Genomic DNA, 14,071 nt, shown 5'->3' on the forward strand with positions numbered 1-14,071 from the left:
AACTTCAATACTCCTCGATCGGCCGCCCGCGGGTGGCGAGAAGATCCTCCACGGCCGGCGGCTCCTCCGGCGTGAAATAGCCGGCCGCCTTCTTGGCCTCCATCTCGACCATGGCGTCGATCGGGATCAGGTCGGCCGGGATCGGCACGCGCTCGCCGATCTCGATGCCCGAGCCGGTGATTGCGTCGTATTTCATGTCCGACATGGAGACGAAGCGGTCGATGCGGGTGATGCCGAGCCAGTGCAGCACGTCCGGCATCAGCTGCTGGAAGCGGGCATCCTGCACGCCGGCGACGCATTCGGTGCGCTCGAAGTATTTGGCGGCGGTGTCGCCGCCCTCCTGCCGCTTGCGGGCGTGTAGACGAGGAACTTGGTGACCTCGCCGAGCGCGCGGCCTTCCTTGCGGTTGTAGACGATGAGGCCCGCGCCGCCGGCCTGGGCCTCCTTCACGCATTCCTCGATGCCGTGGACCAGATAGGGCCGGCAGGTGCAGATGTCCGAGCCGAACACGTCGGAGCCGTTGCACTCGTCGTGGACGCGGCAGGTCAGCCGCCGTTTCGGGTCGGTGATCGCCGCCGGATCGCCGAAGATGTAGAGCGTCTGGCCGCCGATCGGCGGCAGGAACACTTCGAGATCCGGCCGGGTGACGAGCTCGGGATACATGCCGCCGGTCTGCTCGAACAGGGTGCGGCGCAGCTTGTCCTCCGACACGTCGAAGCGCGCGGCGATTCCCGGCAGGTGCCAGACCGGATCGACCGCCGCCTTGATCACCGAGATGTCGCCCTGCTCGCGGACGATGTCGCCGTCGACCTTGAGGCGCTTGTCGCGGATCGCCTGCTGCAGTTCGACGACCGTGAGCCGCGCCTTGGTGATGGCGATGGTCGGGCGGATGTCGACGCCCTCGGCGATCAGGTCGCGGTAGACCTCGGCGACCATGTGTCCGAAGGGGTCGAGCGAGACGATCTTGCCGGGCTCGCCCCACTGCGGATAGGGCCCGAACTGGACCACCGGCGAGGTGTTGGTGAGGTCCGGCCGCTGCATCGGGTTGAGCGCGCCGGACGAGACGGCGAGCGCCCGGTAGAGCGAATAGGAGCCGCCGTGGCTGCCGATGGTGTTGCGGTCGCCGGGGCGGGTGACGCTGCCGATCACCGGCCCGCGTTCGCGCGGGTCCGCCTTGCCCCATGTCACCGGAAAGCGCACGGGTGCGCCGGTTCCGGGATGGGAGGTGAGGCGGATGTGGGAGGTCCGGTTGCCGCTGTCGCTCATGTCACCTCGCGCCGATGCGGCGCGCCTCGAGGTTCAAAGAAAAGATATGGCGTCTTTTCCGGGCATTGGAAAGGGTGAGCCGTGGAAGACGCGGCCGGCCTCAGCCGGCCGCCGGCGGTCGCCATCCCTCCAGTCGCGTCTGGAGCCGCGCCCTGGTCGCGGTGTCGCAGAAGGCCGCGTCGAGCGCGGTCTGCGTGAAGGCCAGCATCTCGCCCGGCGGGAGCGCGAAGGTTTCGGCGATCGCCGCATATTCGCGGCCGATGGAGGTGCCGAAGAAGGGCGGATCGTCCGACGACAGCGTCACCTTCACCCCGGCATCACGCAAGCGGATGAGAGGATGGTCGGCCAGGCGGGGATAGACGCCGAGCGCGACATTCGAGCCCGGGCAGACCTCCAGCACGATCCCCTCCTCCGCAAGGCGGCGGACGAGCGCCGCGTCCTCGATCGCGCGCACGCCGTGGCCGATGCGGCGAACGGGAAGCGCGTCGATCACCTCGGCGACGCTGGCCGCGCCGCAGACCTCGCCGGCGTGGCAGGTGAGCGGCAGGCCGGCCTCGTGCGCCAGCGCGAAGGCGCGCGCGAAGTCGGCGACGGCGAACATCCGCTCGTCACCGGCCATGCCGAAGCCGACGACACGCGGATGAAGATGGGCGAGCGCGGTGCGCACTGCCTCGTGCGCCGCCTCGGGCCCGAAATGCCGCTCGATCAGCGGGATGATCCGGCCGATGATGCCATGGCCGGCCTCGGCCCGGGCCATGCCCTCGGCGAGGCCGCCGAGATAGTCGGCATAGGGGATACCGCTGCGCCTTGCGTGGTCCGGGGAGATGAACACCTCGGTGTAGATCACGCCCTCGGCCGCGGAGGCGAAAAGATAGGTCTCGGCGAGGTCGGCAAAATCCTCGGCGCTGCGGAAGACCTGCGCCGCGCGGTCGTAGGCGGCGAGAAACGAGGAAAAATCCGTCCAGGCATAGCCGCCGTCTTTCGTGAACAGGCCGGAAACGTCGATGCCATGGCGGCCCGCCAGCCGGCGGACGAGGGCCGGCGGTGCGGCGCCCTCGATGTGGCAGTGGAGTTCGATCTTCGGCAGGTCGGACGGAAGCGGCAAGGTCGGCGATCCGCTGGATTCAGGTGTCACGAAGGTGGCATGAGCGGGGATGCGCCGGCAACCTCGGAGGACGCGGCCGGGCGCTGACGGATTCCGATCACAGCATGGACGTGCCGTGCGGCCCCGGTGGCAGGCCGAGCCAGGCGGCAACCGTTTCGCCGATGTCGGCGAAGGTCGCCCGGCGGCCGGCGTAGCCCGCCGTGAGCCCCGGTCCCGTCATCAGCACGGGCACCGCCTCGCGGGTGTGGTCCGTGCCGGGCCACGTCGGGTCGCAGCCGTGGTCGGCGGTGAGGACGAGGAGATCGCCCGATCCGAGCCTTCCGGTGAGCTCCGGCAGGCGCCGGTCGAAGGCTTCCAGCGCCGCGGCATAGCCGGCGACGTCGCGGCGGTGGCCGAACAGCATGTCGAAGTCGACGAGGTTGGTGAACACCAGGTCGCCCGGCCCAGCCTCGTCCATCGCCGCCAGCGTGGCATCGACCAGCGCGGCGTTGCCGTCGGCCTTGCGGACCTCGGTGACCCCGACATGGGCGAAGATGTCGCCGATCTTGCCGACGCCGATCACCCTGTGGCCGGAGGCGACCACCCGGTCGAGCAGGGTCGGCTCCGGTGGCGGCACGGCATAGTCGCGCCGGTTGGCGGTCCGGGTGAACGTTTGCGCACTCTCGCCGGTGAAGGGGCGCGCGATCACCCGGCCGACGCCGAGGGGATCGACGATGCGCCGGGCGATCCGGCAGAGATCGAGCAGACGGTCGAGACCGAAATGGGTCTCGTGGGCGGCGATCTGCAGCACCGAGTCGGCGGAGGTGTAGACGATCGGCTTGCCGCTGCGCAGATGTTCCTCGCCAAGTTCGGCGATGATCTCGGTTCCCGAGGCATGGCGATCGCCGAGGACGCCCGGCAGGCCGCCTTCGCGGATCAGCGCGGCGGTGACGTCGTCCGGAAAGGTCGGCTGGGTCTTCGGAAACACCGTCCAGGCGAAGGGCACGGGCACGCCGGCGATTTCCCAGTGGCCGGACGGCGTGTCCTTGCCGCGCGACACCTCGTCGGCAACCGCGTAGCGGCCACGCAGCGGCGCGGTGCTGATGCCGGGTGGGCGCCGGCCGGTGGCGGCTTCCGCGGCGGCGCCAAGGCCGAGGGCCGCGAGATTGGGCAGGGTCAGCGGGCCGCTGCGCACGCCCGGCAGGTCGGCCAGACCGGCCGCGCAGCGGTCGGCGATGTGGCCAAGCGTGTTGGCACCGGCATCGCCGAACTCCGCCGCGTCCGGGGCGCCGCCGATGCCCAGGCTGTCGAGAACGATCAGGACGGCGCGTGTCATTCTTGTTATGTGCCCTGAGGATCGGAATAAAATGTTTCTGACCATTAACTAATGCACGTTTGGCTGGAAACGAGACCCGATTCTGCGCAATCCCCGGAATTGCGTTCGAAAAACGGCATCGCCAGCACAAGATCGACTTTTTTCCATCAAAGGTTAATCAGACGGCAATCCGCTCAAGCAGAAGCGGCAAGGCCGCGCCGGGTCCGCCGGCTGGCCTCAGGTCGGTCGCCGGCCCGTCGGAGATCAGGACGGCGGCGCGGAGCCGCCGGGCGGCGGCCTCCGCCTGCGCGTCGTCGCGGGCGTGGACAATGCCGAGCGGTCGATCGGAACCGACGCTAGCGCCGATGCCGGCCAGCGCCGAGAAGCCGACGGCCGGATCGATCACCGCGTCGGGCGCGGTCCGCCCGCCCCTCATGGCGATGATGGCGACGCCGATCTCGCGGGTGGCGATCGCGGTGATGGTTCCGGGCTGCACGGGCCAGACCGGCCGGACCACCGGCGCGGCGGCAAGATGCGCCTCCGGCCGCTCCAGCAGATCGCCCGGTCCGCCGAGGGCGGCCACCATCCGCGCGAACACCTCGGCGGCGCGGCCCGAGGCAAACGCAGCCTCCAGACTGCGCCGGCCGGCCTCGATGTCCGGCGCAAGCCCGCCGAGCCGCAGCAGTTCGGCGCCGAGCGCAAGCGTCACCGCCATCAGGCGCGGCTCGGCCGCCACCCCCGTCAGCACGTCGACCGCAAGGCGCGCTTCCAGCGCGTTGCCGGCAGCCGTCGCCAGCGGCTGGTTCATGTCGGTGACGAGCGCCGTGGTCGGCAAGCCCGCGCCGTTGGCGACCGAGACGAGGCTTGAGGCCAGATCGCGGGCGGCGGGCAGATCGGCCATGAAGGCGCCCGACCCGCACTTGACGTCGAGCACCAGCGCATCGAGGCCGGCGGCAAGCTTCTTCGACAGGATCGAGGCGGTGATGAGGTCGAGCGATTCCACCGTGCCGGTGACGTCGCGGATCGCGTAGATCCGCCGGTCGGCCGGGGCGAGGTCGTCGGTCTGGCCGATGATCGCGCAGCCGGTCTCCCGCACCACCTGGCGGAAGCGGTCCGTGCCGGGCTGGCTGACATAGCCGGGAATGGCGTCGAGCTTGTCGAGCGTGCCGCCGGTGTGGCCAAGGCCGCGTCCGGAGATCATCGGCACGAAGCCGCCGCAGGCGGCGATCGCCGGGGCGAGCAGCAGCGAGATCGTGTCGCCGATGCCGCCGCTGGAATGCTTGTCGAGCGCCGGACCCGGCAGGTGCGACCAGTCGAGCCGCGTGCCGCTGTCGCGCATCGACAGGGTGAGCGCCACGCGTTCGTCCTGGTCCATGCCGCGCAGGCACACGGCCATGGCGAAGGCGGACATCTGCTCGGGCAGCACCTCGCCGCGCATCAGGCCTTCGACGAGAAAGCCGATCTCGGCGGCCAAAAGCCGGCCGCCGTCGCGTTTGCGGCGGATGATCTCCTGCGGCAGCATCGATGCCCGTCCTCCCGGTGGTCCGCCGCCACTTTGGGCGGCGGCACGGCAAGGTCAAGTCCGCAGGGTCATCCGCGCCGCCGGGTCAGGCCGCCGCCTGGCTGCGCTCGCCGGCATAGGCCGCGATCACGCGCGGCAGGATGCGGGCAAGCTTCTCGGCGCCCTGCGGCGCCACGGCCTTGGTCTCGGCATGGGAGAGTTCGTCTCCGGTCATGCCGGCCGCAAGGTTGGTGATGGTCGAGATCGCCGCGACCCGCATGTCGAAGAAGCGGCCGAGGATCACCTCGGGCACCGTCGACATGCCGACCGCATCGGCGCCGAGGATGCGCGCGGCGCGGATTTCGGCCTTGGTCTCGAAGGAGGGGCCGGAGAACCACATGTAGACGCCCTCATGCAGCCGCACCTGCTCGGCCACAGCCGCCTGCCGGAACAGGCCGGCAAGCTCCTCGTCATAGGCGTTGACCATGCCCACGAAGCGCCGGTCCGAGGTCTCGCGGAACAGCGGATTGATGCCGGCGAAGTTGATGTGGTCGTTGACCAGCATCAGTTCGCCCGGCCCCATGTCCGGATCGAGGCTTCCGGCCGAGTTGGTCAGCACCAGCGCCGAGCAGCCGAGCGCCGCGAAGGTCTCGATCGGGGCGCGCATGGTCGCGGCGTCGCCCTGTTCGTAATAGTGCAGCCGCCCGGACATCACGACGACGTCGACACCGGCAATCCGGCCGACGATCATCTCGCCGGCATGGCCGGACACCGTCGACATCGGAAAGCCCTGCAGGCGGGCGAAGGGCACATGCACCGCATCCTCCACGGAGGCGGCAAAATCGCCGAGGCCGGATCCGAGCACCAGCCCGACCTTGTAGGCGGCCGGGCGCAGTTCCATGATCTGGTTGGCGGCAACGGTGCCGAGGTGAGTGGTCATTCTGATCCCTCCAGAGAAAAACCCTCGGGCAGCAGCGCGGCCATCGCGAAGACGGCATGCGCTCCCTCGGGGTCGGATACGTAGACCGGCGTGTCGGGGCCGGAGAACTCCGCGAGCCGCTGGCGGCATCCGCCGCAGGGCGTGCAGAAGCGCCCGCCGGTGATGCGCGGGGCGACGACCAGAGCGGCGACGATCCGCCGTCCTCCGGCCATGATCATGTGTGATATGGCGGATGTCTCCGCGCACCAGCCTTCCGGGTAGGAGGCGTTCTCGATGTTGCAGCCGGCATGAATCCGGCCAGCCTCGTCGATCACCGCAGCGCCGACATGAAACCGCGAATAGGGCGCATGGGCCTTTTCGCGGGCGGCACGGGCTGCGGCAAACAGCGGGTCGAATGGCTCCAAGAACGGTCTCCTCGCGCTGCTCGGGATGGCCGCCGTCGGATGTGGACGGGCGGACGCCGTGCACCGGAACATGGTGGTGAGCGATAACGCCGGAACTCCTGTTCCGGTTCGGTCGTGCGACGTGACGAACGTTGTCGACCGTGCGCGGCGCCCGTCTCCGGTTCCGGCGGGAACATGAAGGACCGGGCGGCCAGAGCGAGGCCGGGCGGATCGTCCGGCATCGCGCCCCGAAATCCGGCCTCACGCACGCGATCTCAAGGCAGGCGAAACGTGACGCGGCGGCCCGTTGCCCCGGCGCAGCGCACGTCGATGCTGCGGGCCCCTTACGGCCCGCCAACCGCGCCATTATCTGGAAAATCATTCCAAAGGCAAGCGCCCGGCTGCGGATCACTTTCGCCGTGCCGTCGCAAGCCGGATCGCCGGAGCAGGATTTTCCACCGGCCGGCCCGCGACCCGGAGCAGGGACCCAGGGCCGGGACGCGGGCTGCCCCTCAGACTCCGGCCCGCGCCAGCAGCAATGCCTCGACCTCAAGGATGCTCGCAAGGCAGCCGTCCGCTTCCGGCGTCAGGCTCGCGTGCGTTCCGGCACCGGTGAGGACGCCGTAGCAGGCGCCGGCGCCGGCGGCGCGCGCCATCTTCATGTCGTGGACGCTGTCGCCGACCATCGCCACCTCCTGCGGGGCGACGCCGACCGCGGCGGCAAAGGCGAGCAGCATGCCCGCTTCCGGCTTCGACCCGTGGCCGGTGTCGTAGCCGGTGACGAAATCGACGAGGTCCTCCATGCCGAAGCGCGCGATCAGGCCGCGGATCGCCGCCTCGCTGTCGGAACTGGCGATGCCGGTGGCAAGACCTCGCGCCTTCAGCCGGGCGAAGAAGGCGGCGAGATCCGTGACGACGACCGCGTCGGCGACGGCCGCCGTGAAGATCCGGTCGAGCGCGGCGGTGAGGACGTCCACGGAAAACGGGCTGCCGGTCGCCACGAAGGCCTCGGCGATCTCGGCGGTGCTGGCGGCGGCAAACAGGCTGTCGGCGGCAACGAGACCGCTTTCGGGATCCATGCCGCCGACCGCGAGCAGCCGGCGGGCCAGCGCCGGATTGCCGGTGGCGGCATGTTCGGCGGCCACCCGCAGCGCGGGCTCCCAGGTCTTCTGGAAGTCGAGCAGCGTGCCGTCCTTGTCGAACAGCACGGCCTTGATCGGGCTGCCGGTCACTGCGGCGAGGTCGTGGGGCGTCAAGGTCAGCGCTCCTTGGTGTAGGGCACGCCGCCGGCCTTCGGCGGGATCGCCTTGCCGATGAAGCCCGCGAGCAGGATGACGGTGAGGACATAGGGCAGCGCCATGAACACCTGCGCCGGCACCTCGCCGATCAGCGGCACGGGCATGCCCTGCATGCGGATCGACACGGCGTCGAGGAAGCCGAACAAGAGGCAGGCGAACATCACCGGCACCGGGCGCCACTTGGCGAAGATCAGCGCCGCCAGCGCGATGTAGCCCTTTCCGGCCGTCATGTCCTGCACGAACAGCGACGACTGGGCGATCGACAGATAGGTGCCGGCAAAGCCGCAGAGCACGCCGGTGCAGACGAGCGCGCGGTAGCGCAGGAAGGCGACCGAGACGCCGGCGGTGTCGACCGCCGCCGGATTCTCGCCGACCGCCCTCAGCCGCAGGCCGAAGCGGGTGCGGTAGATGATCCACCAGGTCAGCGGCACGGCGAGGAAGGCGACATAGGTGAGGACATTGTGGCCGAACAGCACCCGCGACATCAGCCAGCCGATCACCGGCAGGTCGCCGGTGAGATCGGGGAACGGCCAGGCAATCTCGCCGAAGCGGGCCTCGCCGGGCAGCTGCGGCGTCTGCGGCCCCTTCTTGAACCAGGCGATCGCCAGGGTGGCGGTCAGGCCGGAGGCGATGAAGTTGATCGCGACGCCGGAGACGATCTGGTTGCCGCGATGGGTGATCGAGGCAAAGCCGTGCAGCAGCGCGAGCAGCACCGACACGACGATCGCGCAGGCCAGCCCCGCCAGCGGCGACAGCGTGACATGGGCGACCGCCGCCGCCGCGAAGGCCGCGGCCAGCATCTTGCCCTCGAGGCCGATGTCGAAGACGCCCGAGCGCTCGGCGAACAGGCCGGCAAGGGCGGCAAACAGCAGCGGCACGGTGAGGCGGATCGCCGAGGGCACGGCGTCGGCGAGGAGGAACAGGAACTGCCACAGGTCCATCGCCGCCTCCTTCAGGCCGGGGCCCGCGCGCCGCGCGGGGCGAACAGGGCGACGAGCGCCGGCCGGAACATGTGTTCCAGCGCGCCGGTGAAGAGGATGACCAGCCCCTGGATCACGACGATCAGGTCGCGGCTGATGGTGGGGAACCAGAAGGCGAGCTCCGCGCCGCCCTGGTAGAGGACGCCGAACAGGATCGAGGCGATGACGATGCCGACCGGGTGCGAGCGGCCCATCAGCGACACCGCGATGCCGACGAAGCCGGCGCCGCCGACGAATTCCACCTGCAGGCGCTGGCTGTCGCCCATCACCACGTTGAGCGCCATCAGCCCGGCGAGCGCGCCGGAGATCAGCATCGCCACCACCACCAGCCGGCCATAGGGCATGCCGGCATAGATCGCCGCCGAGGGGCTTATTCCGGTGGTGCGGATCTCGTAGCCGAGACGGGTGCGCCAGATCAGCAGCCAGACCGCGACGGCGGCGGCCAGCGCGATCAGGAAGGAGAGGTTGAAGGGCGCGGCGCCGATCGACAGGCCGAACCAGTCCAGCAGCCAGCCGAGCTTCGGCAAGGTGCCGCCATCCAGGAAGGTGCGCGTTTCCGGCGACATCCGGCCGGCCGGGCGCAGCACGTTGACCAGCAGGTAGACCATCATCGCCGAGGCGATGAAGTTGAACATGATCGTGGTGATGACCACGTGGCTGCCGCGATAGGCCTGCAGCCAGCCGGGGATGAAGGCCCAGGCGGCGCCGAACACCGCCGCGCCGAGGATCGCCACCGGCATGGTCAGATACCAGGGCAGCAGGCCGTCCAGCGCCAGCGCCACCAGCGCCGCGCCGAGACCGCCGACATAGGCCTGCCCCTCCGAGCCGATGTTGAACAGGCCGCAGTGATAGCGACCGCGACGGACAGGCCGGTGAAGATGAAGCTGGTGGCGTAGAACAGCGTGTAGCCGATGCCCTCGCCGCGCCCGAGGGCGCCGTCCAGCATCGTCAGCATCGCCTCCCACGGGCTCTCGCCCATGAAGACGACGACGACGCCGGAGATCAGCAGCGCCATGGCGAGGTTGATCAGCGGCATCAGCACATAGTCGGCAAACGGCGGCAGCCGGTCGGTGCGGGCGCTCATGATGCGGCCTCCGTCGCCGGGTCGATGCCGGCCATCATCAGGCCGAGCGCCTGCTCGCCCGTTTCCGGGCCGGCCTCGCCGACGAGGCGGCCGTCGAACATTACGAGGATGCGGTCGGCGAGCGCGCGGATCTCGTCGAGCTCGACCGAGACCAGCAGGATCGCCTTGCCGGCGTCGCGCATCTCCACGAGGCGGCGGTGGATGAACTCGATCGCGCCGATGTCGACGCCCCGGGTCGGCTGGCCGACGAGCAGGACGTCCGGATCGCGCTCGATCTCGCGCGAGAGCACGATCTTCTGCTGGTTGCCGCCGGAGAAGTTGGCGGTCTTCAGGCGGCAGTCCGGCGGGCGGATGTCGTATTTCTCGATCTTCGCGCGGGCGCTGGTGCGGATCGCGTCGATCGACAGGAACGGTCCGCGGCCGATCGCCGGGTCGTCGTGATAGCCGAGGATCGCGTTCTCGTTCTCCTCGAAGGGCAGGACCAGCCCCATGTGGTGACGGTCCTCCGGCACGTGGGCAAGGCTCATGGCCCGCAGCCTGGCAGGATCCGCGCCGCCGCACACGCCCGTCGGCACGCCGGAGACCTCCACCTCGCCGGAGACGGCGCGGCGGATGCCGGCGATCGCCTCCAGAAGTTCCGACTGGCCATTGCCGGCGACGCCGGCGATGCCGACGATCTCGCCGGCACGCACGTCGAAGGACACGTCGTCGACCATGGTCACGCCGCGTCCGTCCCGCACGGTCAGGCCCTTCACGCCGAGCCGCACCGGGCCGGGCGCCGCCGGCCTCTTGTCGACCCGCAGCAGCACGCGGCGGCCGACCATCAGTTCGGCGAGTTCCTCCACGGTCGTGTCCGCCGTGCGCCTTGTCGCCACCATCTCGCCGCGGCGCATCACCGACACCGCGTCGGTGATCGCCATGATCTCGCGCAGCTTGTGGGTGATGAGGACGATCGTCTTGCCCTGTGCCTTCAGCACCTTGAGGATGCGGAACAGGTGGTCGGCTTCCGACGGGGTGAGCACCCCGGTCGGCTCGTCGAGGATCAGGATATCGGCGCCGCGGAACAGCGCCTTCAGGATCTCCACCCGCTGCTGCAGGCCGACGGGCAGATCCTCGATCAGCGCGTCCGGATCCACCTCCAGCGCATAGTCGCGCTCCAGCCGCTTCAGCTCGGCCCGCGCCTTCGCGCGGCCGGGACCCAGCATCAGGCCGCCCTCGGCGCCGAGCATCACGTTTTCCAGCACCGAGAAATTCTCCACCAGCATGAAATGCTGGTGGACCATGCCGATGCCGGCGGCGATCGCCGCCTCGCTGCCGCGGATCGTCACCGGCCGGCCGCCGATACGGATCTCGCCGGAGTCGGCCTGGTAGAAGCCGTAGAGAATCGACATCAGCGTCGACTTGCCGGCCCCGTTCTCGCCGATGATGCCGTGGATCGACCCGCTTTCGACCTTCAGGTTGATGTCGCGGTTGGCGTGCACCGCGCCGAAGCGCTTGTCGATGCCGACGAATTCGATGGCGGGGGGTAGGATCCCGGGAGCTGCCGTCATGTCGTCCCGCACCTCGAGAGTCGCGCGCCGCCGTCCGCCCCGTCGTCCCGACCCGCCCTGCGCCCGGACACGCCTCTGCCTCCCGTCAGAACGGACAGGCGTTGTCCTTCATGTAGTCGTGGACCATGACGGTGCCGTCGATGATCTCGGCCTTGGCCTTTTCGACCGCTTCCTTCATCTCCGCCGTGACGGCCGGCGCGTTGTGCTCGTCGAGCGCCCAGTCGACGCCGCCGTCGGCCAGACCCAGGGCGACCACGCCCGCCTCGAACTTGTCGTCCATCGTGTCCTTGAAGGCGCTGTAGACGGCAACGTCGACGCGCTTGACCATCGAGGTCAGGACCGACCCCGGATGCAGGTAGTTCTGGTTGGAATCGACGCCGATCGAGAACTTCTTGGCGTCCGCCGCCTTCTGCAGCACGCCGAGGCCGGACGCGCCGGCGGCGGCATAGATCACGTCGGCGCCCTGGTCGAACTGCGCCTGGGTCAGTTCGCCGGCGCGCACCGGGTCGTTCCAGGCGGCATCGGTGCTGCCGACCATGTTCTGGAAGATCTCGACGCTGGCGTCGGCGGCCTTGGCGCCCTGGGCGTAGCCGCATTCGAACTTGTGGATCAGCGGAATGTCCATGCCGCCGACGAAGCCGACCTTCTTGGTCTGCGACTTCATGCCCGCCAGCAGGCCGACGAGGAAGGAGCCCTCCTCCTCCTTGAATACGACCGAGCGCACGTTCGGCATCTGCACGACCGAATCGATCAGGTAGAATTTCGTGTCGGGGAACTCCTTGGCGACCTTCTCGATCGCCGTGGTCCAGGCAAAGGAGACGCCGACCACGGGATTGAAGCCGCGCGAGGCGAAGTTGCGCAGCGCCTGCTCGCCCTGGGTGTCGTTGGTCGGCTCGAAGTCGCGGTAATCGATCCCGGTCTCGGCCTTGAACTTCTCCGCGCCGGTGTAGGCCGCCTCGTTGAAGGACTTGTCGAACTTGCCGCCGGTTCCGTAGACGACGGCCGGCTTGACGTCGACGGCGAGCGCCTGTCCCGCGGCCAGGAACACCGCAAGCGCGGCACCAATCACGATCCTCATCATCAGGCCCTCCAGAGCTTCGAGGCGGTGCGGATCCAAGGACCCGGAGCCGCGCGAACCGTTCGGTCGACGCCGGCTCCCCCCGGCGATGCTGCGGACGAGTAAATACGAATCCGTCGTGAGAGCAATTGCTTTGCAGGACTATTTTTGTGACATCCCGACAGGATTCACCGTTGCCCCGGCCCGGGGGCGCAGGATGAGCCGGACTTTGTCACGGCGGGAAAAAGCCGATACAAAGGCCGCCGGTTGCCTGCAACGGGCGGCATGGGCGGGGCAGATCTGGGAGTACGGATGCGCGGAATCATCGACGACCTCGGCTTTCCGGTGCTCTTTGCGGACATCGGCGGCACCAATGCCCGCTTCGCCCTGCTCGCCGACGCGGCCGCGCCTCCCGTCCTGCTGCCCTCGCTCCAGACCCGCGATCACGAGACGCTCGCCGATGCGCTCGCCAACGCGATCCTGCCGCTCACCGATGTGGCGCCGCGCACGCTGATGTTCGCGGTCGCCGGGCCGATCCAGGAAGACCGGACCCCGCTCACCAACTGCCACTGGGTGGTGGAGCCGCGCGCGCTGATCGCCCGGTTCGATCTGGCCCGGGTCATGCTGTTCAACGATTTCGAGGCGCTGGCGCTGGCGCTGCCGACGCTCGGCCCCGACGACCTGACGATGATCGGCCACCAGATGCCGTCGCCCACCGGCAACAAGATCGTGGTCGGTCCCGGCACCGGGCTCGGGGCGGCCGGTCTCGTGCGCGCCGGCGGCACCTGGGTGCCGATCGCCGGCGAGGGCGGGCATATCGACCTTGCCCCGGCCACCGCGCGCGACGCGGCGATCTGGCCGAACGTCGAGCGGATCGACGGGCGATTCGACGGACGGTTCTCCGGCGAGACGCTGATCTGCGGCTCCGGCCTCGTCCGGCTCTACCAGGCGATCGCGCGTACCGACGCCGTGCCGGCGCCCTGCCGCACGCCGGCCGAGGTGACGGCCGCCGCCGAGGCCGGCGATCCGACCGCGCACGAGACGGTCGAACTGTTCTGCGACTATCTCGGCCGCACCGTCGGCAACCTGGCGCTGGTCTTCCTTGCCCATGGCGGCGTGTATCTGGCCGGCGGCATCGCGCCGCGCCTGATCGAGGTGCTGCGCAACGGGCGTTTCCGCGCCGCCTTCGAGGACAAGGCGCCGCATCAGGCCCTGCTTGCGGCGATGGGCACCGGGATCATCACCCACGCTCAGCCGGCGCTCGCCGGGCTGATCGGCTATGCCCGCTCGCCGCGCAGCTTCCTGCTCGATCTCGACGGCCGCGACTGGAGCATCTGAGTCGGGCGGCATCGATTGCGGCACCCGCAGACCGCGGATCTGGATGCGTTGCCCTCGGCCGCGCGGCGAAACCGGCCGGCTTGTGCCGATTCCGTGGGGAATGACCAAAGCACCTGTTCCGAATCGGAACAGGTGCAACCGCTGGCATACCAGCAGATCAGCAATTTCAAGGACTTTGGCCATATGGTTCATGGCTGCCTGTTTTTCAGGCAGAAGTCGCCCATTCTTTGATGTGGCGGCGGCCCCGACATGATGAGACCATTGGCACATCAGAG

The 14,071-nt window shown here is 69.4% G+C and carries 10 protein-coding genes and 2 pseudogenes; 1 reads left to right on the forward strand and 11 read right to left on the reverse strand.

All coding sequences use genetic code 11. The features are described 5' to 3' along the window. Positions 1-4 precede the first annotated feature (4 nt). The 11 genes and pseudogenes from A6302_RS07830 to A6302_RS07880 all read right to left on the reverse strand — a co-directional run bounded on the left by A6302_RS07830 (position 5) and on the right by A6302_RS07880 (position 12,479). Positions 5-1,266, reverse strand: a pseudogene (locus tag A6302_RS07830) (GTP cyclohydrolase II). Between the two features lie 100 nt (positions 1,267-1,366). Then, positions 1,367-2,371 (reverse strand): adenosine deaminase, encoded by a 1,005-nt coding sequence (locus tag A6302_RS07835; protein ID WP_069306576.1) that lies wholly within the window; start codon positions 2,369-2,371, stop codon positions 1,367-1,369. 97 nt (positions 2,372-2,468) lie between these two features. Beyond that, a complete protein-coding gene (locus A6302_RS07840; RefSeq protein WP_069306577.1) occupies positions 2,469-3,686 on the reverse strand; it encodes a phosphopentomutase in 1,218 nt (405 codons plus the stop codon). A gap of 157 nt (positions 3,687-3,843) precedes the next feature. Next, positions 3,844-5,187, reverse strand: coding sequence for a thymidine phosphorylase (gene deoA / locus A6302_RS07845; protein WP_069306578.1), 1,344 nt, complete (start codon positions 5,185-5,187; stop codon positions 3,844-3,846). An 85-nt stretch (positions 5,188-5,272) separates the two neighbouring features. Beyond that, positions 5,273-6,106, reverse strand: a complete 834-nt coding sequence (locus tag A6302_RS07850) for a purine-nucleoside phosphorylase (RefSeq protein ID WP_069306579.1) — start codon at positions 6,104-6,106, stop codon at positions 5,273-5,275. Continuing rightward, positions 6,103-6,510: a cytidine deaminase gene (gene cdd / locus A6302_RS07855; RefSeq protein WP_069306580.1), complete on the reverse strand. Its 408-nt coding sequence runs from the start codon at positions 6,508-6,510 to the stop codon at positions 6,103-6,105. The genes A6302_RS07850 and cdd overlap by 4 nt, the downstream gene beginning before the upstream one ends. A gap of 491 nt (positions 6,511-7,001) precedes the next feature. Then, a complete protein-coding gene (locus tag A6302_RS07860; RefSeq protein ID WP_245293978.1) occupies positions 7,002-7,745 on the reverse strand; it encodes an HAD family hydrolase in 744 nt (247 codons plus the stop codon). Between the two features lie 2 nt (positions 7,746-7,747). Further along, positions 7,748-8,728, reverse strand: coding sequence for an ABC transporter permease (locus A6302_RS07865; protein WP_069306581.1), 981 nt, complete (start codon positions 8,726-8,728; stop codon positions 7,748-7,750). An 11-nt stretch (positions 8,729-8,739) separates the two neighbouring features. Next, a pseudogene (locus A6302_RS07870) lies at positions 8,740-9,851 on the reverse strand (ABC transporter permease). Further along, the gene (locus A6302_RS07875) at positions 9,848-11,401 is read right to left on the reverse strand and encodes an ABC transporter ATP-binding protein (RefSeq protein ID WP_069306586.1); all 1,554 of its coding nucleotides are present in this window, start codon (positions 11,399-11,401) and stop codon (positions 9,848-9,850) included. The pseudogene A6302_RS07870 and the gene A6302_RS07875 overlap by 4 nt, the downstream one beginning before the upstream one ends. An 85-nt stretch (positions 11,402-11,486) precedes the next feature. Beyond that, on the reverse strand, positions 11,487-12,479 hold the full coding sequence (locus A6302_RS07880) for a BMP family lipoprotein (protein WP_069306587.1): 993 nt from the start codon (positions 12,477-12,479) through the stop codon (positions 11,487-11,489). A gap of 291 nt (positions 12,480-12,770) precedes the next feature. Between A6302_RS07880 and A6302_RS07885 the strand changes: the two genes are divergently transcribed. Then, the gene (locus A6302_RS07885) at positions 12,771-13,796 is read left to right on the forward strand and encodes a glucokinase (protein WP_069306582.1); all 1,026 of its coding nucleotides are present in this window, start codon (positions 12,771-12,773) and stop codon (positions 13,794-13,796) included. Positions 13,797-14,071: the final 275 nt, after the last annotated feature.

Source organism: Methylobrevis pamukkalensis, assembly GCF_001720135.1.
Lineage (GTDB): Bacteria > Pseudomonadota > Alphaproteobacteria > Rhizobiales > Pleomorphomonadaceae > Methylobrevis > Methylobrevis pamukkalensis.

What these genes read in the sequence shown, in the direction of transcription:
- A6302_RS07840 (WP_069306577.1), bottom strand. Translation starts at nt 3,686, where the DNA reads ATGACACGCGCCGTCCTGATCGTTCTCGACAGCCTGGGCATCGGCGGC.
- deoA (WP_069306578.1), bottom strand. Translation starts at nt 5,187, where the DNA reads ATGCTGCCGCAGGAGATCATCCGCCGCAAACGCGACGGCGGCCGGCTT.
- A6302_RS07850 (WP_069306579.1), bottom strand. Translation starts at nt 6,106, where the DNA reads ATGACCACTCACCTCGGCACCGTTGCCGCCAACCAGATCATGGAACTG.
- A6302_RS07865 (WP_069306581.1), bottom strand. Translation starts at nt 8,728, where the DNA reads ATGGACCTGTGGCAGTTCCTGTTCCTCCTCGCCGACGCCGTGCCCTCG.
- A6302_RS07875 (WP_069306586.1), bottom strand. Translation starts at nt 11,401, where the DNA reads ATGACGGCAGCTCCCGGGATCCTACCCCCCGCCATCGAATTCGTCGGC.
- A6302_RS07880 (WP_069306587.1), bottom strand. Translation starts at nt 12,479, where the DNA reads ATGAGGATCGTGATTGGTGCCGCGCTTGCGGTGTTCCTGGCCGCGGGA.
- A6302_RS07885 (WP_069306582.1), top strand. Translation starts at nt 12,771, where the DNA reads ATGCGCGGAATCATCGACGACCTCGGCTTTCCGGTGCTCTTTGCGGAC.